The 19007-nt window shown below is 72.0% G+C and carries 19 protein-coding genes; 7 read left to right on the top strand and 12 right to left on the bottom strand.

Annotation, left to right across the window (positions count from 1 at the left end):
• From C6N40_RS08640 to C6N40_RS08630, 3 genes are all read left to right on the top strand, one after another.
• On the top strand, nucleotides 1–308 hold a 308-nt coding region (locus tag C6N40_RS08640), incomplete at its 5' end, for a general secretion pathway protein GspB (RefSeq protein WP_162782161.1).
• Nucleotides 309–311: 3 nt separating this feature from the next.
• Nucleotides 312–989 (top strand): rhomboid family intramembrane serine protease, encoded by a 678-nt coding sequence (locus C6N40_RS08635; protein WP_106990612.1) that lies wholly within the window; start codon nucleotides 312–314, stop codon nucleotides 987–989.
• 23 nt (nucleotides 990–1012) lie between these two features.
• Nucleotides 1013–1336, top strand: a complete 324-nt coding sequence (locus C6N40_RS08630) for a DUF1820 family protein (RefSeq protein WP_106990611.1) — start codon at nucleotides 1013–1015, stop codon at nucleotides 1334–1336.
• 36 nt (nucleotides 1337–1372) lie between these two features.
• Here C6N40_RS08630 and C6N40_RS08625 read toward each other — a convergent pair whose 3' ends face one another.
• The 3 genes from C6N40_RS08625 to gpmI all read right to left on the bottom strand — a co-directional run bounded on the left by C6N40_RS08625 (nucleotide 1373) and on the right by gpmI (nucleotide 5419).
• A complete protein-coding gene (locus C6N40_RS08625; RefSeq protein WP_106990610.1) occupies nucleotides 1373–2638 on the bottom strand; it encodes a S41 family peptidase in 1266 nt (421 codons plus the stop codon).
• Between the two features lie 70 nt (nucleotides 2639–2708).
• A complete protein-coding gene (locus C6N40_RS08620; RefSeq protein ID WP_106990609.1) occupies nucleotides 2709–3863 on the bottom strand; it encodes a murein hydrolase activator EnvC family protein in 1155 nt (384 codons plus the stop codon).
• A complete protein-coding gene (gene gpmI, locus C6N40_RS08615; protein ID WP_240183484.1) occupies nucleotides 3860–5419 on the bottom strand; it encodes a 2,3-bisphosphoglycerate-independent phosphoglycerate mutase in 1560 nt (519 codons plus the stop codon). Before gpmI ends, C6N40_RS08620 begins: the two co-directional genes overlap by 4 nt.
• A 99-nt stretch (nucleotides 5420–5518) precedes the next feature.
• Between gpmI and C6N40_RS08610 the strand changes: the two genes are divergently transcribed.
• Nucleotides 5519–6238, top strand: a complete 720-nt coding sequence (locus C6N40_RS08610; protein WP_106990607.1) for a DUF4097 family beta strand repeat-containing protein — start codon at nucleotides 5519–5521, stop codon at nucleotides 6236–6238.
• A 71-nt stretch (nucleotides 6239–6309) separates the two neighbouring features.
• Nucleotides 6310–8043, top strand: coding sequence for a M28 family metallopeptidase (locus C6N40_RS08605; protein ID WP_106990606.1), 1734 nt, complete (start codon nucleotides 6310–6312; stop codon nucleotides 8041–8043).
• Nucleotides 8044–8088: 45 nt separating this feature from the next.
• Here the strand turns inward: C6N40_RS08605 and C6N40_RS08600 are convergent, their stop codons facing one another.
• From C6N40_RS08600 to C6N40_RS08585, 4 genes are read right to left on the bottom strand one after another with little or no spacing between them, the layout of a single operon-like run.
• Nucleotides 8089–9225, bottom strand: a complete 1137-nt coding sequence (locus C6N40_RS08600) for a sulfotransferase family protein (RefSeq protein ID WP_106990605.1) — start codon at nucleotides 9223–9225, stop codon at nucleotides 8089–8091.
• A 2-nt stretch (nucleotides 9226–9227) separates the two neighbouring features.
• Nucleotides 9228–9869, bottom strand: a complete 642-nt coding sequence (locus tag C6N40_RS08595) for an aspartyl/asparaginyl beta-hydroxylase domain-containing protein (protein ID WP_106990604.1) — start codon at nucleotides 9867–9869, stop codon at nucleotides 9228–9230.
• A 32-nt stretch (nucleotides 9870–9901) separates the two neighbouring features.
• Nucleotides 9902–10849, bottom strand: a complete 948-nt coding sequence (locus C6N40_RS08590) for an alpha/beta fold hydrolase (RefSeq protein WP_106990603.1) — start codon at nucleotides 10847–10849, stop codon at nucleotides 9902–9904.
• A complete protein-coding gene (locus C6N40_RS08585; protein ID WP_106990602.1) occupies nucleotides 10846–12726 on the bottom strand; it encodes a M1 family metallopeptidase in 1881 nt (626 codons plus the stop codon). Before C6N40_RS08585 ends, C6N40_RS08590 begins: the two co-directional genes overlap by 4 nt.
• A gap of 142 nt (nucleotides 12727–12868) precedes the next feature.
• Between C6N40_RS08585 and C6N40_RS08580 the strand changes: the two genes are divergently transcribed.
• On the top strand, nucleotides 12869–14545 hold the full coding sequence (locus tag C6N40_RS08580; protein WP_106990601.1) for a GspE/PulE family protein: 1677 nt from the start codon (nucleotides 12869–12871) through the stop codon (nucleotides 14543–14545).
• A 30-nt stretch (nucleotides 14546–14575) separates the two neighbouring features.
• Here the strand turns inward: C6N40_RS08580 and ubiE are convergent, their stop codons facing one another.
• Nucleotides 14576–15334 carry a bifunctional demethylmenaquinone methyltransferase/2-methoxy-6-polyprenyl-1,4-benzoquinol methylase UbiE gene (gene ubiE / locus C6N40_RS08575; RefSeq protein ID WP_106990600.1) on the bottom strand — a complete coding sequence of 253 codons (759 nt, stop codon included), beginning with the start codon at nucleotides 15332–15334 and terminating at the stop codon, nucleotides 14576–14578.
• Nucleotides 15335–15354: 20 nt separating this feature from the next.
• On the opposite strand from ubiE, the gene arsC reads away from it, so the two are divergent.
• Nucleotides 15355–15711, top strand: a complete 357-nt coding sequence (gene arsC / locus C6N40_RS08570; RefSeq protein ID WP_106990599.1) for an arsenate reductase (glutaredoxin) — start codon at nucleotides 15355–15357, stop codon at nucleotides 15709–15711.
• A 19-nt stretch (nucleotides 15712–15730) separates the two neighbouring features.
• On the opposite strand, the gene C6N40_RS08565 is transcribed toward arsC, so the two are convergent.
• From C6N40_RS08565 to xerC, 4 genes are all read right to left on the bottom strand, one after another.
• The gene (locus C6N40_RS08565) at nucleotides 15731–16081 is read right to left on the bottom strand and encodes a gamma-butyrobetaine hydroxylase family protein (protein WP_106990598.1); all 351 of its coding nucleotides are present in this window, start codon (nucleotides 16079–16081) and stop codon (nucleotides 15731–15733) included.
• The gene (gene hslU, locus C6N40_RS08560) at nucleotides 16078–17415 is read right to left on the bottom strand and encodes an ATP-dependent protease ATPase subunit HslU (RefSeq protein ID WP_106990597.1); all 1338 of its coding nucleotides are present in this window, start codon (nucleotides 17413–17415) and stop codon (nucleotides 16078–16080) included. Before hslU ends, C6N40_RS08565 begins: the two co-directional genes overlap by 4 nt.
• On the bottom strand, nucleotides 17415–17954 hold the full coding sequence (hslV, locus tag C6N40_RS08555; protein WP_106990596.1) for an ATP-dependent protease subunit HslV: 540 nt from the start codon (nucleotides 17952–17954) through the stop codon (nucleotides 17415–17417). Before hslV ends, hslU begins: the two co-directional genes overlap by 1 nt.
• Nucleotides 17955–18105: 151 nt before the next feature.
• Entirely contained in the window at nucleotides 18106–19005 is a 900-nt protein-coding gene (gene xerC / locus C6N40_RS08550; RefSeq protein WP_106990595.1) for a tyrosine recombinase XerC, read from the bottom strand.
• Between the last annotated feature and the right edge of the window lie 2 nt (nucleotides 19006–19007).

Here is a 19007-nt window from a genome sequence, read left to right as displayed (position 1 = left end):
ACCTGGTCGTGGCCCCCGCAGGCGCGAGTGGCGCCGATGCGACCGCGGCCCCGGCCGGCCGCGAGGCCGGCGAGCCGCCGCTGCCCCGTCTTGCGGACCTCGGCGCCGGCGAGCGCGCCGCGCTGCCGCCGCTGAAGCTCACCATGCATGTCTTCGCCGACGACGCGCCGGCGCGTTTCGTCATCCTCGACGGCCGCCGCCTCGGCGAGGGCGCGATGGTGGCCGAGGGCATCGTGCTGCGCGAGATCCGCCGCGACGGCATCGTGCTCGAGGCGTCCGGCCGCGTCCTGCTGGTGCCGAGGCCCTAGGCGGTGTTCGTGAACCTGCCGACGCGACGCAAGCCCCGGTGGCGCTGGGCCACGCCGCTGCTGGCCGTGCTGATGGTCGGCACCTACATCTGGATCGCGCTGCTGCCCGACGACGCCGCCTGGCGCGACACCCTGCTGCGCTGGGGCACGCTCTCGGGCAGCGTCACCGAGTGGGGCGCGGCGCTGGGCGACGAACGCCTGCTCACCCTGCTCAGCGCGCTGTTCATCCACGCCGGCCCCCTGCACCTGATCGGCAACCTGCTGTTCCTGCTGATCTTCGGCCTGCCGTCCGAGCGCGTGATGGGCGCCTGGCGATACCTGCTGCTGTTCCTGGCCGGCGGCGCGCTGGCCAACCTCGCCGCGGCCCTGCTGATGGGCGACCCGTCGCGGGTGATCATCGGCGCCAGCGGCGGCGTGTCGGCGGTGATCGGCGCCTACCTGGCGCTGTTCCCCGGCGCGCGCCTGGGCGTGGTGGTGCCGCTGGGCCTGTGGCTGGAATTCATCCGGCTGCCGGCGGCGCTGCTGATCGGACTGTGGGCCATGCTGCAGCTGATCTTCACCTTCGTCGGCCCGAGCTTCGGCGCCGTGGCCTGGTGGGCGCACCTGGCCGGCTTCGGCGTCGGCCTGGTGTACGCGCTGGCGCTCAAGCCCTCGCTGGCGCGGCGTTCACGCGGCCAGTAAGGCCGCGAATATAATCGCGCCCCATGAACCAGCGCATCCTCTACAAGGTCACCTTCCTCAACGCCGGCAAGGTCTACGAGCTGTATGCGCGCCGCGTCGCGGCCAGTTCGCTCTGGGGCTTCACCGAGGTCTCGGACCTGGTGTTCGATGCCAAGGAAGGCGTGGTCGTGGACCCCACGGAAGAGCGCCTGCGCGACGAGTTCGCCGACACCCGCGTGCTGCACCTGCCGATGCAGAGCGTCATCCGCGTCGAGGAAGTCGACCGCAAGGGCCAGCTGAGCATCCGCGACGCCAGCACCGGCGAGAAGGTGGTCACGCCCTTCCCGCTGCCAGCCAAGCCGCGCTGACGCCGACGCGTACGCCGCCGGCCCTGGCGCCAGGCTTCAGAAGCGCCGGCGGGCCTTGGCCGTGGCCGTGCCGGCCTTGAGCGCTTCGAGCGCGCGGCCGATCGCGGCGTCGCCTTCGATCAGTTCGCCGTCGTCCGCTTCGGCGTCGCCTTCGGCGCGCAGGTGGCCGGCGAGTTCGCTCTCGCGCAGCGAACGCGCGGCGGCGCCGCGCAGCACGATGTCCGGTCGGATGCCCCGGGCCTGGATCGATTCGCCGCTGGGCGTGTAATAACGCGCCGTGGTGAGCTTTATCGAGTCACCGTTGTCGAGCGGCACCACCGTCTGCACCGAGCCCTTGCCATAGGTGCGCGAGCCCATCACCGAGGCGCGGCCGTGGTCGCGCAGCGCGCCGGCCATCACCTCCGCCGCGCTGGCGGTGCCCGTGTCCACCAACACCACCACCGGCGCCCCGGCCAGCAGGTCGCCGGGCTTGGCGTGGAAGCTGGCGTTGGAATGGGCGAGCCGGCCCTGGGTGCGCACGATCAGGCCATCGTCGAGCAGGGCGTCGGCCGCCTCGACGGCGGCGCTGAGCAGCCCGCCGGGGTTGGAGCGCAGGTCGAGCACCAGGCCGTCGAGCGGCGCCTTGCCGTCGCCGGTGAGCGCGCGCAGCTGGCGACGCAGCGCCGGGCCGGTGTCGGACTGGAAAGTGCTGATGCGCACGTAGGCATAGCCCGGCTCGAGCAGGCGGCCGTCGACCGAGGTGACGCGGATGAGCTCGCGCACGATCACCACGTCGAAGGGCTCCGCCTCGCCGGTGCGCTCGATGGTGACGGTGACCGGCGCGCCCGCCTCGCCACGCAGGGCGTGGTGCGGATCAGGGTTGCCCACCAGCGGCTCGCCGTCGATGGCGGTGATCACGTCGCCGGCGCGCAGGCCGGCCCGGTACGCCGGCGTGCCGTCGATGGGGGCCACCACGCGCAGGGCGTGGTCGGGGCGGCGCTCGGTTTCCACGCCGATGCCCACGTATTCGCCCTCGGTGTCGGCGACCAGGGCATCGGCCGCCTCCTTGTCGAGGTAGGTGCTGTGCGGGTCGAGGTCGGACAGCAGGCCGCGCAGCGACGCCTTCATCAGCGTCTCGTCGTCCACCGGCTCGACGTAGGCGTCCTTGACCGCGTTGAACACCGAGACATAGCGGCGGATCTCGGCCAGCGGCACCTCGGCCGGCGTGGTTTCGGCCACCACCGGGTCGCTGGCATCCACCGGCGCGGGTTCCTGGGCCAGGGCCAGGGTCGGGAGCAGCAGCAGGGGCAACAACGCGCGCATGGCCTGATTATGCGCCAGATCGCGGGACGGCCCTCGGGCCCGACGGTCGGGCCCGGAGGCCGTCACACACTCAGGGGCGGAACCAGGGCTTGGGGTCCTGGGGCTGGCCGTTGCGGCGCAGCTCGAAGTACAGGGCCGGCCGGCCCTGGCCGCCGGAGCTGCCGACCGTGGCCAGCGGGTCGCCGGCGCGCACCCAGTCGCCCACGTCCTTGAGCAGGGCGTCGTTGAAGGCGTACAGGCTCATCCAGCCGTCGCCGTGGTCGACGATGGTGAGCAGGCCGTAACCCTTGAGCCAGTCGGAGAAGGCCACCCGGCCCGGGGCGACGGCGCGCACCTCGGCGCCGGCGGTGCCGGCGACCAGCCAGCCGTCGCTGCCGCGGCCGTCGGGCAGGCGGCCACCGAAGGCCGCCAGCACGCTGCCGGCCAGCGGCCGGCCAAGCTGGCCGCGGCGGCTGGCGAAGGGACGGTTGTCGTCGACCTGGCGCGGGATGTCGGCCACCGCGTCGCGCAGCTGCTCGAGCAGCTTGAGCACGCCGGCCTCGTCGCGGCCGAGCGCGGCCAGGCGGGCGGCGCGGTCCTTGAACCCGGCCTCGAGCGTGGCCACCAGGCCGGCGCGCTCGCCGCGCTGGGCCTCGAGCGTGGCCAGGTCGGCCTGCTGGGCGGCCCGCGCCGCCTCGAGCACGTCGCGCTGGTCCTGGATCTGGCGGACCACGGCGGCCAGTTCGCGCAGCTCGTCGACCAGGCCCTCGATGCGCTCCTTGCGGTCGGCCTGGAAATAGCGGTGGTAGGCCAGCACCCGGCTCAGGTCGGCCACGCGGTCCTGGGCCAGCAGCAGCTTGAGCTGCTCGTGCCGGCCCAGCGCGTAGGCCGAACGCACCAGGGCCGCCAGGGCCTCGCGCTGGCCGGAAAGGCCGGCCTCGAGTTCGTCGCGGCGCCGATGCAGCCCGGCCAGCTCGGTTTCGGTGGTGGCGATGCCGGCCTCGGTGCGGCGCAGCGCGCGCACCGCCTCGCCGACCCGGGCATCGGCGGCGCGCAGGTCGCGCGTGGCGGCGCTGCGCTCGCCCTCGAGCTTGCGCTGCTCGGCGGTGATGTCGCGGATCTGCCGGCGCAGCTGCTCCAGGCGCTGCTGCGCGGCGGCTTCCTTCTTCGCGCGGTCGGCGTCCTGTGCCGCGGCGGGCGCGGCCAGCGCGCCCAGGCACAGCGCCAGCGCGAGCGCGCGGATCAAGCCAGCGACACCAGCGACTGGCCGGTCATCTCGGCCGGCCGGGGCAGGCCCAGCAGCGCCAGCATGGTCGGCGCGATGTCGCGCAGGGCGCCACCGTCGCGCAGGGTGGCCCGGCGCCCGCAGTAGACGAAGGGCACCGGCCCGACGGTGTGCGAGGTGTGCGCCTGGCCGGTTTCCGGGTCGCGCATCATCTCGAGGTTGCCGTGGTCGGCGGTGACGATCATCTCGCCGCCCACCTCGGCCAGCGCCGCGCGGATCGCACCGAGCGCGTGGTCCACTGCCTCGGCGGCCTTGATCGCGGCGTCGAGGATGCCGCTATGGCCGACCATGTCGGGGTTGGCGATGTTGCAGATGATGACGTCGTGCCGGCGCGCGCGGATGTCGTCGGTCAGGCGCGCGGTGAGCTGGGGCAGGCTCATCTCCGGCTGAAGGTCGTAGGTGGCGACCTTGGGCGAGGGAATCAGCGCACGCTCCTCGCCGGCGACCACGGCCTCCTTGCCACCGCTCATGAAGAAGGTGACGTGGGCGTACTTCTCGGTCTCGGCGATACGCAGCTGGCTCAGGCCGTTCGCGGCCAGCACCTCGCCCAGGGTGTTGCGCAGGTCTTCGGGCCCGAAGGCCACCGGCGCCGGCAGCCTCGCGTCGTACTCGGTGAGGCAGACGAAACGCCCCAGCTTCGGCACGCGCCGGGCGAAACCGTCGAAGGCCGGATCGGCGAAGGCGGCGGTGAGCTGGCGGGCGCGGTCGGCGCGGAAGTTCATGAACACCACCGCGTCGCCGTCGCGCATCGGCCGGTGGCCGGTGACCACGGTGGGCAGCACGAACTCGTCGTTCTCGTCGCGGCCGTAGGCGGCGTGCAGGGCGGTGATCGCGTCGGAGGCGGTGTCGTCGGCGTCGGCCTCGACGATGGCCTTCCAGGCGCGCTCGAGGCGGTCCCAGCGCTTGTCGCGGTCCATGGCGTAGTAGCGGCCGATGACCGTCGCCACGCGCACGTCGCCCTCGTCGCACAGCGCGTGCAGGCGGACGAGGCTGGGCTCGGCCGAACGCGGCGGCATGTCGCGGCCGTCGAGGAAGGCGTGCACGGCGATGTCGCCCACGCCTTCGCGCCGGGCCAGTTCGACCATCGCGAACAGGTGGTCCTCATGGCTGTGGACGCCGCCCGGCGAGAGCAGCCCGAACAGGTGCAGGGTGCCGCCGGCGGCCTTGGCGGCCCGGCAGGCGGCGACCAGCTCGGCGTTGGCGAAGAAGCTGCCGTCCTCGATGGCCGCGTCGATGCGGGTCAGGTCCTGGTAGACGATGCGGCCGGCGCCGATGTTCATGTGGCCGACCTCGGAATTGCCCATCTGGCCGTCCGGCAGGCCGACGTGGCGGCCCTCGGTGTGCACCAGGGTGTGGGGGCAGTCGGCCAGCAGGCGGCGCCAGTTCGGCAGCCGGGCCAGGGCCAGGGCGTTGTCGGCGGGGTCTTCCCGGTGGCCCCAGCCATCGAGGATCAGCAGCAGCAGGGGCTTGGGACGGTGGGCGGCGGCGGGCACGGCGGTCTCCGGGACGTGTGGCACGGGCGAATTGTAGCGGGCCGGCGCATCGTGGGCCCGTCGGGGCCTTAAACCCCCGGCCCGGCTGCTGCATCAGACCGGGACAACCCAAGGAGACACGCCATGCGCATTCGCCCCCTCGCCCACGCCCTGCTGGTCTCGCTGGCCCTCGCGGCCGGCCCGGCGCTGTCGGAAGACAACATCGACAAGGTCCTGGGCGGCATCACCGCCGAAGCCGGCAAGGAGTACGGCTCGCTCGACACCGTCAACGGCGGCATCACCATCCGCGAGGGCGCCAAAGTGCGCCGCGCCGACACCGTCAACGGCGGCATCACCGTCGACAGCGACGCCTGGGTCGGGCGCGCCAGCACGGTCAACGGCGGCGTGAAGCTGGCCGACCGCGCCCGCGCCGGCGACATCGATGCGGTCAACGGCGGCGTCAGCCTTGGCCGGGACGCCCAGGTGGAGGACGACATCGAACTGGTGAACGGCGGCATGCGCATCGCCGACGGTGCCTCCGTCGGTGGCGACGTCGGCAACGTCAACGGCGAGATCTCGATCGGCAAGGCCGTGGTCGGCGGCTCGGTCATCACCACCAGCGGCGACATCATCCTCGAGGGCAGCACCGTGCGCGGCAACCTGCGCGTGGAAAAGCCGAGCGGCTGGCGCTTCGGCCGCGAACGGCTGCCGCGCGTGGTGGTCGGCGCCGGCACGGTGGTCGAGGGCGAACTGCTGTTCGACCGCGAGGTCGAGCTCTACGTGCACCCGCAGGCCAGGGTGGGCAAGCAGACCGGCCCCGCGCCGCGCATGCTCGACCACCCGGACGCCCCCCGCTCCAACTGACCCGCCCGCTCCTACGGAGCGTCGCGGTTGCGGCTAGAATCGGGGTTTCCGTTCACCTGGAGACCCCACGGATGAAGCACACCCTGCTATTCGCGGCCGCGGCGCTTGCGCTGTCGGCCTGCAGCCCGGCACCGGAGACGTCGGCCACGGCCGACGCCGCCCAGGCCGCACCCTCGGCCGACCACGGCTTCGGCCCCGAGATCTCGGCCGAAGACTTCGCCGCCCACGTCAAGGTGCTGTCGTCCGACGAGTTCGGCGGCCGCGCCCCCGGCACCGCCGGCGAGCAGATGACCGCCGACTACCTGGTGGCGCAGTTCCAGCGCCTGGGCCTCAAGCCCGGCAACGGCGACAGCTGGTTCCAGGACGTGGCGATGGTCGAGACCACCGCCGACGAGACCACCTCCAGCGCGACCATCACGCTCGGCGGCCAGGCCCGTCCGCTGGCCTTCGGCACGCAGATGGCGCTGGGCACCCGCACCGCCGAAGCCGAGGTGAAGATCGACGCCAGCGAGCTGGTCTTCGTCGGCTACGGCGTGAACGCGCCCGAGGCCGGCTGGAACGACTACGCGGGCCTGGACGTCACCGGCAAGACGGTGGTGGTGCTGGTCAACGACCCGGGCTTCCACGCGGGCGACGAGTCGCTGTTCGCCGGCAAGAAGATGACCTACTACGGCCGCTGGACCTACAAGTTCGAGGAAGCCGCCCGCCAGGGTGCCGCCGCCGCGCTGATCGTGCACGACGACGCCGGTGCCGGCTATGGCTGGGACGTGGTGAAGAACAGCTGGTCGGGCGCGCAGTACGACCTGCCGGCCTCGGCCGACCCGGAGCCGCGCCTGCCGATGCAGGGCTGGCTCACCGGCGACGTCGCCACGCAGCTGTTCGCCGACGCCGGCCTGGACTTCGAGGCCATGCGCGCGGCCGCCAACAAGCCCGGCTTCAAGGCGGTCAGCCTCGGTGACGCCACCTTCAGCGCCACGCTGAACTCGACCATCAAGGAAAGCAGCTCGCGCAACATCCTGGCCATGCTGCCCGGCAGCACGCGTCCGGACGAGGCCATCGTCTACACCGCGCACTGGGACCACCTGGGCGACCACAGCGCCACCCACGGCGGCGACGGCAACGCGGTCACCGCCGGCGGCAACGGCGAGGACCACGTCTACAACGGCGCCATCGACAACGCCACCGGCGTGGCCGGCGTGCTGGAGATCGCCGAGGCCTTCACCGTGCAGGATCCGGCGCCGGAGCGCAGCGTCGTGTTCCTGCTGGTCACGCTCGAGGAGTCGGGCCTGCTGGGCTCGAAGTACTACGCCGCCAACCCGTCCATCCCGCTCAAGGACACCGTGGCCGTGGTCAACCTCGACGCGATGAGCGTGGTCGGCCCGACGAAGGACTTCGTGGTGATCGGCCTGGGCAACAGCGAGCTCGACGACGTGCTGCGTCCGATCGCCGAGGCCCAGGGCCGCGAGCTGGTGGAAGAGGACGGCGTGGAGAAGGGCTTCTTCTTCCGCTCCGACCACTTCAGCTTCGCCAAGTACGGCGTGCCGGCGCTTTATGCCAAGGGCGGCATCGACCACGTCGAGCTGGGCAAGGACTACGGCCGCGACGTGCAGGCACGCTATGGCAGCATCGCCTACCACAAGCCCGCCGACGAGTTCGATCCCGAGTGGGACCTGCGCGGCGTCGTGCAGGACCTGCAGGCGCTCTACGGCGTCGGCCGCGAGCTGGCCGGCAGCGAAGCCTGGCCGAACTACGTCGAGGGCAACGCCTTCAAGGCAGCCCGCGACGCGGCCCGCGCCGGCGAGTGACTTCGCCGCACGGCAAGGAAAAAGGCCGCCCCCGGGCGGCCTTTTTCATTCGCCGGCATCGCGGTGCAGGACCGAGCCAAGCCCCAGTTCCTCGTGGAGGGGGCCGAGGGCCCGGGTGATGCGGTCGCGCGTGGCGGGATCGAACCAGGCCTGTTTGCGCGTGGCGTCGGGGATGTAGGGGGTGGCCGGGTCCTTCGAGTGGCGCGCGCGACGCGCGGCGATCCGGCCCTGTGCCGCCGGACCGGCCTCGAGCCCGAAATGGCGGCAGACCGTGCGCAGGCCCTCGTCGTCGAGCCGGGCGTAATCGATTGCCAGCGTGCCCGGCGAGGCGGCAGCGGCAAGCATCGCCTCCATCAGCCGGCCGAGCACCGCGATGCGGGCAGCGGTCAGGTCGCCCCCCGCCGACGGCGGGGCGAACACCGGATCCAGCGCGGCCAGCGAGGGATCAAGGGCCATGTGCCGGCCCGCGCTCCGGGCATGCGACGCCAGGATCTCGACCGGGTCGCGATGGAGCAACAGGCAGGGCACGTCGGGAAACACCCGCCGGATCGCCGGCCAGGCGAACAGGTCCCAGGCGTTCCACTTCACCACCAGGCGGCGTGGGCCGAAGCAGGCGGCATGCAGCGCCAGCAGGCCCGGCAGGTGCGCGCGATGAAGCGCCTCGTCGTCGCCGGCGGCGAGCACCCACTCGCCGAGCACGGGCGACTCCGACACCACCACGGTGTCATCGAGCTCCGACAGTGCGCCGGAAACCAGGGTCGAGCCGCAGCGCGAGAGATGGAAGATGAAGCCGGCCGGCTCGACCGCCAGCCCGCCCGGGGCCGGCAGCGGCGTGCGCGGGCGCACGAGGCTGCGTGCCGGCGCGCCGGCACGGCAGCGCTGCAGGTATTCGTCGAGGAAGGGCTCGGTGGGCGGGCCGTCGGGCAGGCACCAGGCCAGGCTGCGGTCGGCGTGCCGGTAGGACGCAGGGAACCAGCGGCCCGCCAGCGCCGAAGCCGGCAGGCCCGACATCTGCCGGTTGCCGTTCTCCAGCGCGGCGAACAAATCCGCGTCGCCGGCCGCGGCCCATCCGGGCAGGCGGCGCAGGCACTGCAGGAAGGTGGCCATGTCGGGCGCGGACAGGCAGTCCTGCGCACCGTCCGTCGAAGCCACCAAGGCCTGGTAGGCCCTTGCGATCTCCATGCTCAGTTCGCCGGGGCGTACACCGGCTGCCCGGCGGCAATGGCCGCATGCAGCCAAGTGTTGGCCAGGCAGTCGACCACGAGGTGGATCCGGTCGTCGCGCCCGTCGTTGCGCACGGCGTGTTCGAGCGCGGCATTGAAGTACCACAGCTCGCCCGCCGCCATGGCCATCGGCAGCCCGGCGACCTGGAAGCTCACGTCGGGGCTTGTGAACACCGGAACGTGCAGCCGCGCCTGGCCGTCGTCCAGCTCGATGTCGCGGTCGCGGTGCGGCAGGATCTCGGCACCGGGACGCAGGCGCATCAGTCGCGCCGCCCGCAGCGGGCAGTGCAGCCCCGCCAGCACGTCGCGGATGGCGGGGCATTGATCGAGCACCGGCAGGTCCTGCCACTCGTCGCCCCCGGCAATCGCAAAGCCCTGCAGCACCGGATGCGCCTGCGCATGCTGGCGCTGGCAGCGCAGGGGCAGGACGTCCCAGCCACCGCGATAGTCGCGCTGGTTCACGTGGGCGATCCACTCGCGCCCGAGCAGCGCCGCGACCTCGGCCTGCAGCGCCGGCAGCATCGGCGCCGGCGGCGCCAGCCTGGCGAACGCCACGGGCCGGTCCGCGCCCGGGTCCTGGAGGGTTTCGATGCCTGGCACCATGGCGGTCCCTTGCGTTGGGCTGGTCAATGGGGTCAGCGCAGGAAGCCGGCGAGCGTGTCGGCGACCTGGCGGGGCTGGGCCATCATGGGCATGTGGCCGCAACCGTTGAGCAGCACGGTGCGGCTGTCGCGCAGGCCGGCGGCGAAGACGTCGGCGGCGCTGGCGTCGATGACGCGGTCGTCGCGGCACCACAGCAGCAGGCTGGGCGCGGTGATCGCACCCAGCTCCTCCTCCAGCGCGAAGGCCTCCGGGCCGCGGCCGATGCCGTCGAGCACGCGCTGCTCGAACTCGGCGTCGGCGCGCCGGCGGCTCACCAGCGCCGCGCTGGCCGGCCAGGGCACGAAGGGCGGTTCGGCGAACACGATGCCCAGGTAGCGCTTGAGCTCGGCGCGGTTGGTCACCTGGAACGGGTTCTCGCCGGCCAGCACGGCGCTGGCGAAAGCGTTCTCGTCGAAGCGCACGCCGGCCGCCGACATCAGCACCAGCCGCGGCGCGATGCCGGGGTTGCGCGCCGCCATCAGGCCGACGATCTGCCCTCCCATCGAATGCCCGACCACCAGCTGCGGCGACTGCGGCAGCGCGGCGATGAACTCGGCCAGGCGCGCGGCCTGGGCCGATGGGCCGTAGTCGCCGCCGGCCAGCCGCTCGCTGTCGCCCCAGCCGGGCAGGTCCACCGCCAGCACGCGGTGCCCGCGCGCGAGTTCGCGCGTCATCGGCAGCCAGTTCTCCTTGCTGCCGGTGAACCCATGCACCAGCAGCACCAACGGCGCGTCCGCCGGGCCCGCCTGCACGGCCGCCCAGCGATGGCCGGCGACCTGGAAAGTGGTTTCACTGGCGCCCGCCAGCCAGCGCTGGCGGGCGAATTCGGCCTCGAGCACGTATTCGGGCCGCGCCACCGCGACCCCGAGGCCGGCCACGGCCAGCCCCGCGGCGCCGGCGCGCAGCCACCAGGCGGGCCGCGCGCTGCGCCGGCGGCTCACTGCGGCGCGGCTTCCAGCGCGGCGCGGGCCTTGGCCAGCAGGGCCTCCACCGAGGCGGTGGTGATCGGGTGGTAGCCCGGCCGCGCCATCGCGAAGATCTGGGTGGCGAAGGCCAGGCCGTCGTCGGTGGCGGCCAGCGCTTCATAGGTGGGCATGATCAGCTTGCGACGGCCGATCTTGCGCAGGAACAGCGACATCGCCGGGCGCGCCTCGAAGTACTGGCTGCGCTCGCTGAGCGGATACCAGCGCTGGGCGAGCTCGCCATTGGCGGTGCCGGTGAAGCGGAAGGCCTGGTCGAGCTCGACCATGCGCTCGGCCTCGAGCGTGGGCGGCAGGCCTTCGAGGAAATACACCCATTCCTGCGTGGTCCAGGCCGCGGTGGCCAACTCGCGGGCGGCCTTGCGGTCGCCCAGCCAGTCGGCGCGGGCCTGGTCGACGGCCGCCAGCCGCGGCGACTCGATGCGCGGGGCGTACTCCGGGATGCCGGGTTCGGTCAGCCAGGCCATCACCTCCTCGCGCGTCACCTTGCCCGGGACCGTGGCCATCAGTTCGGCCTCGAGGAAGGCCAGGAACTGCTCGCTGGTGGCGCTCTGGAAGGCGTGCTGGTCGAACCAGGCGCGCAGGAAGGGGTCGAAGGCCTCGCGGCCGAAGCGCTGCTCGAGGAACTGCAGGAACCAGGCGCCCTTGTCGTAGGCCACCGCGCCCAGCGCTTCCTCGGGGTCCGAACCTTCGCGCGCGGGCAGCATCAGCACCTGCTGCGGCGCCGGCACCAGCTTCATTTCCTCGAGCAGGCCGTTGCGGCTGTTGACGAACTCCATGTCGGCGCGCTCCTTGCCGTACAGCGCCTCGACGATGCGGTTCTCCACGTAGCTGGTGAAGCCCTCGTTGAGCCACATGTCCTTCCAGGTGGCGTTGGTGACCAGGTTGCCCGACCACGAATGCGCCAGCTCGTGCGCGATCAGCGACACCAGCGACTTGTCGCCGGCGATCACGGTGGGCGTGATGAAGCTCAGGCGCGGGTTCTCCATGCCGCCGAAGGGAAAGGACGGCGGCAGGATCAGCAGGTCGTAGCGCTCCCAGCGGTAGGGGCCGTAGAGCGACTCGGTCACCTCGATCATCTTCTCGGTGTCTTCGAACTCCTTCACCGCGCGGTCCACCGTCTGCGGCTCGGCCCAGACGCCGGCGCGGCCGGAGATCGGCTTGAACACCAGGTCGCCGGCGGCGATGGCCATCAGGTAGCTGGGGATGGCCTGCGGCATGTTGAAGCGGTAGTCGCCGTCACGCTCGGCGGCCGGGTCGTTGTCGGCGCTCATCAGCGCCATCACGTCGGCCGGGGTGCGGATGCGCGCGGTGTAGGTGAAGCGCACCGAGGGCGTGTCCTGCAGCGGCACCCAGCTGCGGGCGTGGATGGCCTGCGACTGGCTGAACATGAAGGGCGTCTTGCCGCCGGCGGTCATGCCGGGCGCCAGCCACTGCAGGCCCGAAGCCTCCGGCGAGGTGGCGTAGTGGATGCGCACCTGGGCGTACTGGCGCGGCAGGCCGATGCTGAGCTTGTTGCCGAAGCGCTCGTCGGCGTCGGCCAGCGCGAACTCCAGCTCGCGCCACTTGCGCTTGCCGCTGCGGCCCTCGACGCGGCTGATGGCCAGGTCGCGGGTGTCGAGCACCAGCTCGCGCGCGTCCGGGTCGGCCCACTGCAGGTCGAGCGTGGCGGTGCCGGCCAGCTGGCGCTGGTCGAAGTCCACCGCCAGGTCGAGCTCGAGGTGGCTGATGCGGACCCTGGACGGGTCGGCGTAGGAATGCTCGTCGACGAGCCGGTCGGCCTGGGCGAAGGCCGGCAGGGACAGCAGCAGGGTGAGCAGCAGGCTGGTCAGGCGCATGGGGTTGTCCGTACGTCGGGATGACCCGATTCTATCCCAGCCGCCCCGCCCCGCCCCGGCCCGGGGGCGTGAAAGGTGACCTGGCTCAAGTCCCGCCGCGCCGACTGATCCATACTGGCCCCAGACCACCCAGGTGAAGCCCATGTCCGCGATTGCCTCGTCCCCGCACCTGATCACCGAAGCCAAGGACCTGGCGCGCTGGCTTGAGCTGTCCCAGACCGGCGCAGCGTGGAACCACGACACCGGCACCCTCACACCGGACCAGTGGCTGGCCCTGGGCGACGACTGCGCCGAGGCGCATTACCGGCAGGCCGCGTCGCTGGGGGTGCCGCTGGCCCGCCTGTCCAACCTGCCGCCCGATGGCACCGCGACGGCGCTGATCCGCCCGGAGGTGGCCCGCCGCCTGCGCGCCGTGCCGCTGCTGGTGCGCGGCGGCAACGTCGCCGTGGCCATGGAGGACCCCGGCAACGCCGAGGCGCTGACCACGCTCGACTTCCTGTCCCGCCAGCGCGTGCAGGCGGTGCTGGCCACCCCGCGGGACATCCGCGAGGCCATCGCCCGCCACTACGACCAGGTCGAGGACCGCGACATCGCCCGCCAGCTGGGCGTGGACCCCAGCGGCGCCATCACCGAGACCACCGAGCAGGAGGCCCAGCGCCTGTCGCGCGAGAAGCCGGTCGTGCGCATCGTGCACGGGCTGATCGCCGAGGCCGTGGCCCGGCGCGCCTCCGACATCCACCTGCGCCCGGGCGAGCACGGCACCGACGTGCTCTATCGCATCGACGACGAGATGGTGCCGGTGCGGCGGATCATGAGCAGCCTGCACCCGGCGGTGAGCAGCCGCATCAAGGTGCTTGGCGCGATGAACCTGGCCGAGCACCGCAAGCCGCAGGACGGCCGCACCACCTTCGTGCTCGACGACGGCCGCGCGGTGGACCTGCGTATCTCGGTGCTGCCGGCGGTGTTCGGCGAAAGCGTGGTGGTGCGACTGCTCGACACCAAGGAAGGTCTCTGGGACATCGACCAGCTGGGCCTGAGCGAGAGCGACCGGCGCCGCATCGAAGACGTGATGAGCCGCAGCCACGGCATGTTCCTCACCACCGGCCCGACCGGCTGCGGCAAGTCCACCACGCTCTACGCAATGCTGCTGGAGCTGCGCAAGCAGCGCATCAACATCCTGACCATCGAGGACCCGGTCGAGTTCTACATCGACGAGATCCAGCAGATGCAGGTCAATCGCGCGGCGCAGTTCACCTTCGCCAGCGCGATGCGCAACTTCCTGCGCCACGACCCGGACGTGATCATGGTCGGCGAGATCCGCGACCACGAGACCGCCGGCATCGCCGTCGAAAGCGCGCTCACCGGCCACCTGCTGCTCTCGACCCTGCACACCAATACGGCGGCCACCACGGTCACCCGCCTGCTCGACCTGGGCGTGGAGGCCTACCTGCTGCGCGCGTCGCTGCTGGCGGTGATGTCGCAGCGGCTGGTGCGCCTGACCTGCAAGCACTGCCAGGACGTCGAGGACGTCGATCCGCATATCCGGGCCAGCCTGGGCGTGCGCCCGGACGAGGTCTTCCACAAGGGCCGCGGCTGCTCGCACTGCGACGGCCTGGGCGTGTTCAAGCGCCGGGCGGTGTACGAACTGATGGTGGTGTCGCCGCGCATCCAGTCGCTGATCGTGCCCGGCGCCGAGGCCGACCAGATCCACGCCGCCGCCATCGAGGACGGCATGGTGCCGCTGACCCAGGCCGCGGTGAGCCTGGCCCGGGAAGGCCTGATCTCGCTCTCCGAGGCCTGGCGCGTGCGCGCCGACTGAGCCACCCCGAAGGAGCGCCTCCCGGCGCTCCTACAGCTTGTAGCCGGAGTGGATGGCGCAGATGCCGGCGCTGAGGTTGCGGTAGTCGCAGCGGCCGAAGCCGGCGGTTTCCATCATGGCCTTGAGCTCGTCCTGCGGCGGGTGCTTGCGGATCGACTCGGCCAGGTACTGGTAGCTGCCGGCGTCGTTGGCGAACAGCTTGCCCAGGCGCGGCAGCACCTGGAAGGAGTGGAAGTCGTAGACCGGACGGAACCACGCCGGCTTGACCTCGGAGAACTCCAGCACCAGCGCGCGGCCGCCGACCCTGAGCACGCGGTGCATCTCGCCCAGCGCCTTGGCCTTGTCGGTGACGTTGCGCAGGCCGAAGGCGATGGTGACCAGGTCGAAGCTGGCGTCGGGGAACGGCAGGGCCTCGGCGTTGAGCTGCACGTACTCGAGGCCGCGGACCAGGCCGCGGTCGGTGAGCCGGTCGCGGCCGACGCCGAGCATCTGCGCATTGATGTCGCCGAGCACCACCGAACCGGTCTCGCCGACGCGCTCGTGCAGCAGGGCGGCGATGTCGCCGGTGCCGCCGGCCAGGTCGAGCACCCGGTCGCCGCGCTTCACGCCCGAGGTGCCGACGAAGTAGCGCTTCCACACCCGGTGGATGCCGAGCGACATCAGGTCGTTCATCAGGTCGTACTGGCGCGCGACCGAACTGAAGACCTCGCCGACGAGCTTCTTCTTCTCGGCCACCGGCACGTCGCGAAAGCCGAAGTGGGTGGTGTCCTGCGGGGCCTTGTCGTCCATCGGGCAAGTATAATTGGCCGATGGAACCGATACGAATCTGGCACAACCCGCGCTGCAGCAAGTCGCGCGAGGCCATGGAACTGCTGCGTGGGCGCGGCGTGGTGGCCGAGGTGGTCGATTACCTGGGCCAGCCGCCCTCCCCGGCCGCGGTCGCCGCCCTGCTGGCCCGGCTGGGCGGGGACCCGCGCCAGCTGGTGCGGTTCAAGGAGGACGAGGCCCGGGCCCTGGGCCTGGCGGCCGACGACCACCGTACGGCGGACGAATGGGCGGCCCTGCTGGCCGCGCACCCGCGGCTGATCGAGCGACCGGTGCTGGAAGTGGGTGACCGGGCGGTGATCGGGCGGCCGACGGAACGTCTTCTGGAGCTGCTGGGCTGAATCCAGTCCTTGCCGGAGGTCAGCGGGCCAGGCCGGCGGCCTCGAGGGCGGCCAGGTAGGCGGCCCAGCGCGTTTCGTACTCCTCGCCCAGGGTCGCCAGCAGGTTCCAGCTGAACAGGCCGCTCTCGTGGCCATCGTCGAAGCGCAGCAGCACGGCGTAGTTGCCGACCGGCTCGATGGCGCGGATGTTCACGTCGCGCTTGCCGGCCACCAGCACCTTCTGGCCCGGGCCGTGGCCCTGCACCTCGGCGCTGGGCGACTCGACCCGCAGGTACTCGCAGGGCAGCCGGAAGCGCCGGCCGTCCTCGAAAGCCACTTCGAGCGCGTGCGAGGCGCGGTGCAAGACCAGGTCGGTCGGGCGCAGGCTCACAGGATGTACCGGCTCAGGTCCGGGTCCTGTACCGCGTCGCCGAGCTGCCCGTCGACCATGGCGCGGTCGATCATCAGCGACAGGCCGCCCTTGTCGGGGGCCTCGAAGCTGAGCTTCTCGAGCAGCTTCTCGAGCACGGTGTGCAGGCGCCGGGCGCCGATGTTCTCCTGCCGCTCGTTGACCAGGAAGGCGATCTCGGCGAGCCGGTCGATGGCGCTTTCGTCGAAGCCGATGTTCACGCCCTCGGTGGCCAGCAGCGCCATGTACTGGCGCACCAGCGCGTTCTTGGGCTCGGTCAGGATGCGCTTGAAGTCCTCGCGGCTGAGCGCACCCAGCTCGACGCGGATCGGGAAGCGGCCCTGCAGCTCCGGGATCAGGTCGGACGGCTTGGCCAGGTGGAAGGCGCCCGAGGCGATGAACAGGATGTGGTCGGTCTTGATGGTGCCGTACTTGGTGCTGACCGTACTGCCCTCGACCAGCGGCAGCAGGTCGCGCTGCACGCCCTCGCGGCTCACGTCGCCGCCCTGCACGTCCTGTCGGCGCGCGACCTTGTCGATCTCGTCGATGAAGACGATGCCGTTCTGCTCGCAGGCCGCCACGGCCTGGGCGCGGATCTCCTCCTCGTTGACCAGCTTGGCGGCCTCCTCCTCGATCAGCATCGGACGCGCCGCCCTGATGGTCAGCGTGCGCTTCTGCGACTTGCCGCCGCCGAGGCTCTGGAACATATGGCGCAGCTGCTGGCCCATTTCCTCCATGCCCGGCGGGGTCATGATGTCCATGCCGCCGGCCATCGGCGGCGCCAGCTCGAGTTCGATCTCGCGATCGTCGAAGTCGCCGGCGCGCAGTTGGCGGCGCAGCTTGTTGCGGGTCTCGTTCTCGCCGTCGGCACCGACCTCGATGGCGAAGCCGGGGCCGCGGCGGCGTGGCAGCAGGACGTCGAGCATGCGGTCCTCCGCGCGCTCCTCGGCCTGGGTGCGCACGCGCTGCTTGGCCTGCTCGCGGAACATCTTCACCGCGCCGTCGGCGAGGTCGCGGATGATCTGCTCGACGTCCTTGCCGACGTAGCCGACCTCGGTGAAGCGCGTGGCCTCGACCTTCACGAACGGCGCGTTCGCAAGCGCCGCCAGGCGCCGGGCGATCTCGGTCTTGCCGACGCCGGTGGGGCCGATCATCAGGATGTTCTTGGGCATCACCTCGTCGCGCAGCGAGGGATCGAGCTGCATGCGCCGCCAGCGGTTGCGCAGCGCGATGGCCACGGCGCGCTTGGCGCCCGCCTGGCCGATGATGTAGCGGTCGAGTTCGCCGACTATTTCGCGGGGGGTCAGTTCGGACATCACAGTTCCTCGATGACGAGGTTTCGGTTCGTGTAAATGCAGATGTCGCCGGCGACGTTGAGCGCCGCCTCGGCGATGGCGCGGGCGTCGAGCTCGCTGTGCTGCATGAGGGCGCGCGCCGCGGCCAGGGCGTAGGGGCCGCCGGAGCCGATCGCGATGATGCCGTCCTCGGGCTCGATCACGTCGCCGGTGCCGGAGATGACCAGCGAGGTTTCGGCGTCGGCCACCGCCAGCAGGGCCTCGAGCTTGCCGAAGCGGCGGTCGGTGCGCCATTCACGCGCCATCTCGACGGCGGCGCGCACGAGCTGGCCACCGTGCCGCTCGAGCGTGGCTTCGAACAGTTCCTGCAGCGTGAAGGCGTCGGCCGCGGCGCCGGCGAAACCGGCGATCACCTTGCCGCCGGCCAGCTTGCGCACCTTGCGGGCGTTGCCTTTCATCACGGTGTGGCCAAGGGTCACCTGGCCGTCGCCGGCGACGACGACCTTGCCGTTGCGGCGGACCGACAGGATGGTGGTGGCGTGGAATACGTTGGGGTCCATGGGCATTCCCGGGAGGCTGAATTACCGAAATGGGGCCGCCCGGCCAGCTTACAAGCCGCGGGGGTTCCGTCGGCCCTCCGGCCGGTTGGATTGGTCGGTGGCGCCGCCGCCTCCCTCCATGCCATCCGGCCGAAGGGCCAAGGAATAGCAGCTACTTCTTGCGCCGGGCGCGGGGATGGGCGGCGTCGTAGACCTTGGCCAGGTGCTGGAAGTCGAGGTGGGTGTAGATCTGGGTGGTGGCGATGTCGGCGTGGCCGAGCAGCTCCTGCACGCCGCGCAGGTCGCCGCTGGACTCGAGCACGTGGCTGGCGAAGCTGTGGCGCAGCAGGTGCGGGTGCACGCGCTTGAACAGGCCCTGGCGCAGGGCCAGTTCGCGCAGGCGGGCCTGCACCGTGCGCGGGCTGATTGGCCCGCCGGCGCGGCCCGGGAACACGGGCGCATCGGCCGGGGGTTTGCTCTCCTCGCGCCAGGCCTCGAGCGCGGCGCGCGCGTGGCTGCCCACCGGCACCAGGCGGGTCTTGCCACCCTTGCCCACCACCGTCACCAGGCCCTCGGCCAGGTCGAGCGCGCGCCAGCGCAGGCCGCACAGCTCGCTCAGGCGCAGGCCCGAGGAATAGAACAGCTCGAGCATGGCCCGGTCGCGCAGGCCCAGCGGCGCCTCGGTGGGGACTTCGACCAGGCGCGCGGCCTCGTCGGCGTCGAGCACCTGCGGCAGCTTGCGCGGCGCCTTGGGCGCGCGCAGGCCGAGCGCCGGGTTGAGTTCGCTGCCGCGTTCGCGGCCCAGCCAGCCGTAGAAGCTGCGGATCGCCGACAGGCGCCGCTGCAGGCTCTTGCCCGACAGCCCGCGCCGGTGCGCGCCGGCCACGTAGGTGCGCAGCGCTTCCTGGCGCAGGCGCGACCAGTCGTCGAGGCCGCCGTCGCGCATCCAGCCGGCCAGGTCGGCCAGGTCGCGGCGGTAGGCCGACAGCGTGTGCGGCGACATCCGGCGCTCGACCGCCAGCCACGCCAGGAAGGCGTCGACCTCCGGCTGCAGCGTCGGTTCGCCGGCCATGC

The sequence above is a fragment of the Arenimonas caeni genome (genome assembly GCF_003024235.1).
GTDB classification, from domain to species: domain Bacteria; phylum Pseudomonadota; class Gammaproteobacteria; order Xanthomonadales; family Xanthomonadaceae; genus Arenimonas; species Arenimonas caeni.
The sequence above is the reverse complement of the archived record's forward strand: the minus strand, read 5'-3'. Positions and strand labels throughout refer to the sequence as shown.

Excerpts from the sequence above, each read along its gene's own strand:
- C6N40_RS08585 (WP_106990602.1), bottom strand. The coding sequence starts at position 12,726 with ATGCGCCTGACCAGCCTGCTGCTCACCCTGCTGCTGTCCCTGCCGGCC.
- hslV (WP_106990596.1), bottom strand. The coding sequence starts at position 17,954 with ATGGACCCCAACGTATTCCACGCCACCACCATCCTGTCGGTCCGCCGC.
- C6N40_RS08610 (WP_106990607.1), top strand. The coding sequence starts at position 5,519 with ATGCGCATTCGCCCCCTCGCCCACGCCCTGCTGGTCTCGCTGGCCCTC.
- C6N40_RS08625 (WP_106990610.1), bottom strand. The coding sequence starts at position 2,638 with ATGCGCGCGTTGTTGCCCCTGCTGCTGCTCCCGACCCTGGCCCTGGCC.
- C6N40_RS08595 (WP_106990604.1), bottom strand. The coding sequence starts at position 9,869 with ATGGTGCCAGGCATCGAAACCCTCCAGGACCCGGGCGCGGACCGGCCC.
- hslU (WP_106990597.1), bottom strand. The coding sequence starts at position 17,415 with ATGTCCGAACTGACCCCCCGCGAAATAGTCGGCGAACTCGACCGCTAC.
- ubiE (WP_106990600.1), bottom strand. The coding sequence starts at position 15,334 with ATGGACGACAAGGCCCCGCAGGACACCACCCACTTCGGCTTTCGCGAC.
- xerC (WP_106990595.1), bottom strand. The coding sequence starts at position 19,005 with ATGGCCGGCGAACCGACGCTGCAGCCGGAGGTCGACGCCTTCCTGGCG.
- C6N40_RS08600 (WP_106990605.1), bottom strand. The coding sequence starts at position 9,225 with ATGGAGATCGCAAGGGCCTACCAGGCCTTGGTGGCTTCGACGGACGGT.
- C6N40_RS08630 (WP_106990611.1), top strand. The coding sequence starts at position 1,013 with ATGAACCAGCGCATCCTCTACAAGGTCACCTTCCTCAACGCCGGCAAG.
- arsC (WP_106990599.1), top strand. The coding sequence starts at position 15,355 with ATGGAACCGATACGAATCTGGCACAACCCGCGCTGCAGCAAGTCGCGC.
- C6N40_RS08580 (WP_106990601.1), top strand. The coding sequence starts at position 12,869 with ATGTCCGCGATTGCCTCGTCCCCGCACCTGATCACCGAAGCCAAGGAC.
- C6N40_RS08605 (WP_106990606.1), top strand. The coding sequence starts at position 6,310 with ATGAAGCACACCCTGCTATTCGCGGCCGCGGCGCTTGCGCTGTCGGCC.